Genomic DNA, 5648 nt, shown 5'->3' with positions numbered 1-5648 from the left:
TGGTGCCTTTGAAGCAGTTCATCAGCTCACTGTCGATCTCGATGTACTCATCCAGATTGGAAATCATCATACCTCGACCTTGGGGTTGTATCATTATTACCACCGTACCGCTGCCGTATAGCTTGATGTACGGTCGGCTTTCAAAAGCAGTCGGATTTGTGATCGTCAGTTCGGATGCGTCTACTGTCACTGTCTCCTGTCCCGCAAAACTGTATTTGTAGGGCTTGCAGTTGAAGGTCACGGTAAAGCTGCCGACCTTGTTCAGCTGCTCCTCAATGTCCAGATTGCCGGAGATGACACCGTAGCGGAAATACTCCGCATCGTAAGAGTCGGTGATTTCGTGGTATCTGTCCGGCTCGGAATAAAGCCAGCCCTTAATGTCCCGCAGGACAGCGGCAAGTGCGGCTATATTCTTCCGAGCGAGGAACACGGTGTAAGTGACCTTGATGTTGGAAAAACGGCGGTTGGGGTTGATGATATCGCCGCTCCGACCGGGAATGGAGATGAACTCCGCATCGTACTCCGGTGCGGAGAACACGTCCTTCTTCTCGATATGCAGACCGAACTCAGCGGAACTGCGGCCGTTGTAGGTAAAATAGGTCATGCGAATACCACTCCTTTCCGCTGGGCAAACTGATTCGCCGTTTCCATGACTTCGGAGGTGAGCTGACGGATATCCTCACTGCTGTAATTGTTGAAGTTCGTAATGTTCAGGGCAATGGTGAAAGCGGATGCCGCCTTTCCGACCACACCGTCCACTGCTGTGCGGATCGAGCCGTTCACGTCAAAGTCGGTGGGCAGAGCCGTCTGCATATCGTGAGCAAGGTTGCCCATGACGCCGTTGATGTCCTCTGCCATTCCTTCTGCGGCTTTAACCGCTTCATCGCCGTTGTCGTCAATGGAGCCTGCAAGACCCTTGACCAGCATTTCACCGACCCATGCCATTTCCTTTGAGGGCGAATGGATACCGAAGAAATCGCAGATGCCGTCCCATATGGAGGAGATCCACCCGGACACCTTATCCCACAGCCACGAGGCAAGCTGGGTAATGCCGCTCCACAGTCCCTTGACGATGTTGCCGCCGATCTCCACGATTTTATACATCAGAGAGCCGAAGGCTTTCACGATGCCTGCAATGATCTGCGGCACCGCCTTGACGATCTCCACGATGATGGTCGGCAGATTTTCAATCAGGGCAACGAACAACTGCACACCTGCCATGATGATTTTATCGATGTTTCCGATGAGGGCATTGACAATGCCGGAGATGATTTGCGGAATCGCCTGCACGATAGTCGTGATGATCTGCGGCAAGGCTTGAATGAGGGAAATCAGCAGGTCGATGCCTGCCTGAATAATGAGCGGTATCGCATTCAGCACTGCATTGATAATGCCGTCTATGATTTTCGGGATAGCCTCCACAATTGCCGTAATGATATCCGGCAATGCGGCAACAAGCGAGGTCAGAAGCTGAATGCCTGTTTCGATAATCTGCGGGATGGAGTCCAGTAAGAAGGTAATGATACCGTTGATGATCTCCGGCAGAGCGGCAATCAGCACGGGCAGTGCGTCCAATAGTCCCTGGGCAAGCCCCGTGATAAGCTGCAGCGCGGCATCCAGAAGCATCGGCAGACTGTCCACCAGACCTTGCACGATGGTGACGATAGCCTGCACCGCTGCCGGGATGAGCGTAGGCAGTGCATCCGCAATGCCGGTCACCAGCGTGGACACCAACTGAACTGCCGCATCAATGAGCAGGGGCAGATTCTCAATCAGCGTGTTCACGATGGTCATGAGCGCGGACACAGCCGCCGGGATAAGCTGCGGAAGCAAAGAAAGCAGCGTTTCCAGCACCTGCGAGAACAGTTCGGTGACCGCTTCCAGCAGTGTGGGCAGCAGTTCGCCCACAGCCGTCAGCAGAGCATCCAGCGCCGTGGGCAGAGCCGCCACGATGTTCTCAATGATCGGGGTGATGTTTGCCACCACAGTCTTGAAGGCATCCACCATGTTGTTGCACAGCAGCTCCATGTCAGCGTCCGCATCACCAAAGCCTACGATGAGGTTCGACACGGCGGATTTCAGTGCATTGACAGAGCCGGAAATGGTGGCTTCCGCTTCCTTGGCGGTCGTTCCTGCAATGTCCATGCTCTCCTGCATGACATGAATGGCTTCCACCACATCTGCGTAGGAGGAGATGTCATACTTTACGCCGGATATCTTCTCCGCATCGGCAAGCAGTCGCTCCATTTCCTGTTTTGTGCCGCCGTAGCCCAGCTTGAGGTTATCGAGCATCGTATAGTTCTGCTTGGCGAAACCCTGGTAGGCATTCTGAATGGAGGACATATCCGTACCCATCTTGTTGGCGTTGTCGGACATATCCGTGATTGCCATATCTGCATACTTTGCGGCTTTCTCGGTATCACCGCCGAGGGACTGGATGAGGCTTGCGGAAAAGCCCGTGACCGTCTCCATGTACTCGTTGGCGGAAAGACCGGCCGTTTTGTATGCGTTGGCGGCGTACCGCTGGATCTCCTGCGAGGAGTCCTTGAACAGGGTGTCAACGCCGCCGACCAGCTGCTCATAGTCCGCATAGGCAGCGATGACCTCTTTTCCGAGCTTCACGGCGGCGGCACCTGCGGCAACAGCCACGGCACCGAGTGCCACACCTACGGTTTTGAGAACCTTGCCGAAGCCTTCAAACTTACTGCCGGATTCCTCCGCAGCCTTGCCGCCCTCCTTGATAGCTTTCTCGTTTTCGTCCAGCTCACGGTTCATATCGTTGAGGGCGGCTTCGGCATTGTTGAGTTGGATCTGCCAGTTCTGGGTGCGGCGGTCGTTCTCTCCGAAAGAGGTGGCGGCATTCTGCAGAGCCTTGCGAAGGGTGTCGATTTTTGTGGTCTGCTCGTCGATCTCTTTTCGCAGCACCTTGTTCCGTGCGGCAAGCGCCTCCACAGATTTATCGTTTTTATCAAACTGAGAGGTGGCGAGCTTCATCTCGGAGCCGAGCACCTTGAAGGACTGGTTGATGTCTGCAAGTGCTGTTTTGAACTCTTTTTCACCCTCAAGACCGATCTTCAGTCCGAAACTGTCTGCCATGTACCGTCACCTCCTTAAATGCCGTCGGGGATAATATCGTCGATGTAATGCTCTCGTGCCGGTGTGGCCTGCCCGTTATACTGTTTGTGGCACTCCCATAAGTCCAAAAGCAGACCAAACGGCATCAGCCACACCTCATCCTGGCTGAGATGCAGGTGGGCAAGGCCATAATAGAGAAGCCGGGTAAACAGCTCCGCATCGGAGACCGTTACCCGACTTGTGCGTTTTTTGAGTCTTTCTCGCTTTCCACATTCCGCTTGGTGCCCTTGTAGAGAGCTTCCGTAATAGCGGTTTTGTATCCGGCAAGGTCGAGGGGCGTGGTCAGAAGCTCCACCACATCCTCGGTGAGCGGCTCCTTGGGGTGCTCCTTGTCCTTGAGATTGTGGATGAGGATGCTCTGATTCGCCAGAAGCGTGATAAGCCACACGATCTCTCCGATAGCCATTTCAAAGTTCTCTGACTTCATCAGCTTCTCGCCGAGGTTTTCCAGACCGCCGTATCGACCGGCGATCTCCTTGGTGGCTTTGGTTGTGAGGAGCAGTGTGTACTCCTCTTCACCGATCGTGATGACTGCGGTTCTTTCGTTATCCATTGTGCGTTACCTCCGTTAAGTGGTCTTTTCGGGTAATGCGGTATAAGTTGGCTCATAGACTTCCTTATACCAGTTCGTGATAGTCGCAGCGGTCACATCGCCTTCCAGTGCCTCCGCTTTCCACGGGTGCTTGCTGCCTGCGTCTGCCTTGTTGCGGCGAAGAATGGTACCCTCGATGGTCGGCGTAGAAAAGGTAATGCTGTCGCCCTTGGTGGCAAGGTTCGTCGCCGGAATACCGAATTTCACGCGGTACAGCCAGTAATACTTGTACTTGCCGTTGGACTTCTTGGCACGGAAGCCTACCGCCACAGGGTCGCCGCCGTCCTCGGATGCGGAAATCAGCACCTTGTTCTTGTCAATAGTCGCACCCGTGAGGTCGGATGCCGCCGCAGAGCCGATATCGTCAATGCCGAGGGAGAGTGTGCCGGATTTGAATTCCTTCACGATCTCCGAAGCGCCGTCATCGGCATAGAGCGTCGCCTCTGCCAGTTCCACCGAAAGGTCAGCGGAGATGGCTTTGGCAAGCTGGGACGGCGTACCGTAGGTTTCCTCACCGGCGTCGTTCTCGGTGATTTTTGCGTAATACAGTTTGTCAAGACCGATAGTCGCCATAACTTATTCCTCCAGTTCGTAGATTTGCGCCACATCAATGGCGTAGTGATGATAGCCGGTCTCGGTCTCAAAGCCGATGTACCGGCGGTCGGTAATATAAAAATCCGCACCCAGCAAGGCACGGACGAGTGCATTTTTCAGTTTGGTGTAGCTGCCCTTTGTGAAGAGGGACAGCCGTGCCTCCTGCGTTTCGCAGCCTGGGGCGTTGTCGGCGTGAAGCTCTAAGCTGTCCGACAGCGGCGTAATCACCAGATAGGTGTCCGGTGCTTTGCCGGAGAACACACCCGTTTCAGCGGGAACCCCACAACTTTTTGCGATGGTTTGCAAATCGGATAGCAGGCTCACAGCTTTTCCACCTCCTCATCCAGTGCCTTGGTCATGGCATCGATGCATTCCTGTCGGGATGCCGTTTTTGCGGGCTTCAGAAACGGCTTTGCAGGCTGACCGTGCTTGCCGTATTCGAGAATGTTGGCAAGTTTGGCATTGCTGCCGCCGTCCGAGCGAGGCTCAGCGAAACCGACCTTGATGTCGTGGTTGCCGTCCCGGTTCAGCTTGGAGGGGGAAAGGCCGAGTGCGCCTTCCAGTTCGCCCGTGGTGCGGGATTTGAACTTTGTCCCTCTGCCGATGACGGAGGAAAGATTGCTCTTAACCTTCTTCAGCACTACCTCGCCACCGGCCTGCAGGACGGTATCCGCCACGCTGTCAAAGTTGCTGCCGAGTTTGGATATCTTTAGAAGGAAATCCTCCGGCATTTTCATGTCGCACTTAGCCAACGGTCGGTACCTCCTTCTTTGCCAGCAACTCAATGTACATCCCACGCCCCTTTACATCCTCCACGGACACAATGTCGTAGCGACAGTCATCGCAGATGAGAAACTGGTCGGTAGTGACCGTCAGCCCAGGAATACATCGAAAGCAGAACAGGTCGGTCGCTTCACTGAATGCAGCGAGGTTTGCCCACCGCTGACTGCCGTGCCGACCTTCCCGGTATACACGGACGGAAGCGAGGACTTCATTCTCGGAATGGATGAAGCCCTCGCTGTCCTTGACCTGCCTGGTTTTCACAATGTCGGCAAAGCCGTTCATTTTTCCAAAACTCATACCTGCCACCGTCTATCCAAGCGGAGCAGCAGATTGACGGTGTTCCACACCTGCTGCGCCGCTCCGGTGTTATCCGCAAAAAAGCCGCCCGTGCTGCCGTCCCGGCTTTCGTAGAAGTGGGACGACAGCATGATAACGGCTTGCTCTGTGGTGGCTGGCATGGGATTCTCCTTATAGAACCCCTCCGGGATGTGCTGGTAGCTTTCGGCGTAAGAAACAGCGGCGGTGATGTAGCTTTTCAGCAAGG

8 protein-coding genes are annotated in these 5648 nt (G+C 54.8%); all 8 read right to left on the bottom strand.

Features of this window, described 5'->3' with window-relative positions; all coding sequences use genetic code 11:
• Positions 1–604, bottom strand: a 604-nt coding sequence (locus WMO66_RS07725) for a distal tail protein Dit (RefSeq protein WP_349135843.1), incomplete at its 3' end; no start/stop codon positions are given.
• Positions 601–3096, bottom strand: coding sequence for a phage tail protein (locus WMO66_RS07720; protein WP_349135842.1), 2496 nt, complete (start codon positions 3094–3096; stop codon positions 601–603). The genes WMO66_RS07725 and WMO66_RS07720, both read right to left, overlap by 4 nt.
• Before the next feature lie 208 nt (positions 3097–3304).
• Complete coding sequence (locus tag WMO66_RS07715) at positions 3305–3688, bottom strand: hypothetical protein (protein ID WP_349135841.1); 384 nt, start codon at positions 3686–3688, stop codon at positions 3305–3307.
• 15 nt (positions 3689–3703) lie between these two features.
• Positions 3704–4300, bottom strand: a complete 597-nt coding sequence (locus WMO66_RS07710; RefSeq protein WP_349135839.1) for a major tail protein — start codon at positions 4298–4300, stop codon at positions 3704–3706.
• Between the two features lie 3 nt (positions 4301–4303).
• Positions 4304–4645, bottom strand: coding sequence for a hypothetical protein (locus WMO66_RS07705; RefSeq protein ID WP_349135837.1), 342 nt, complete (start codon positions 4643–4645; stop codon positions 4304–4306).
• Entirely contained in the window at positions 4642–5073 is a 432-nt protein-coding gene (locus tag WMO66_RS07700) for an HK97-gp10 family putative phage morphogenesis protein (protein ID WP_291011896.1), read from the bottom strand. Before WMO66_RS07700 ends, WMO66_RS07705 begins: the two co-directional genes overlap by 4 nt.
• Positions 5066–5401, bottom strand: coding sequence for a head-tail adaptor protein (locus tag WMO66_RS07695; RefSeq protein WP_349135836.1), 336 nt, complete (start codon positions 5399–5401; stop codon positions 5066–5068). The genes WMO66_RS07700 and WMO66_RS07695 overlap by 8 nt, the downstream gene beginning before the upstream one ends.
• Positions 5398–5646, bottom strand: coding sequence for a head-tail connector protein (locus tag WMO66_RS07690; RefSeq protein ID WP_349135835.1), 249 nt, complete (start codon positions 5644–5646; stop codon positions 5398–5400). Before WMO66_RS07690 ends, WMO66_RS07695 begins: the two co-directional genes overlap by 4 nt.
• Positions 5647–5648 lie beyond the last annotated feature (2 nt).

The organism is Faecousia intestinalis (assembly GCF_040096185.1).
Lineage (GTDB): Bacteria > Bacillota > Clostridia > Oscillospirales > Oscillospiraceae > JAZOXB01.
The sequence above is the reverse complement of the archived record's forward strand: the minus strand, read 5'-3'. Positions and strand labels throughout refer to the sequence as shown.

Excerpts from the sequence above, each read along its gene's own strand:
- WMO66_RS07720 (WP_349135842.1), bottom strand. The coding sequence starts at position 3,096 with ATGGCAGACAGTTTCGGACTGAAGATCGGTCTTGAGGGTGAAAAAGAG.
- WMO66_RS07715 (WP_349135841.1), bottom strand. The coding sequence starts at position 3,688 with ATGGATAACGAAAGAACCGCAGTCATCACGATCGGTGAAGAGGAGTAC.
- WMO66_RS07710 (WP_349135839.1), bottom strand. The coding sequence starts at position 4,300 with ATGGCGACTATCGGTCTTGACAAACTGTATTACGCAAAAATCACCGAG.
- WMO66_RS07695 (WP_349135836.1), bottom strand. The coding sequence starts at position 5,401 with ATGAGTTTTGGAAAAATGAACGGCTTTGCCGACATTGTGAAAACCAGG.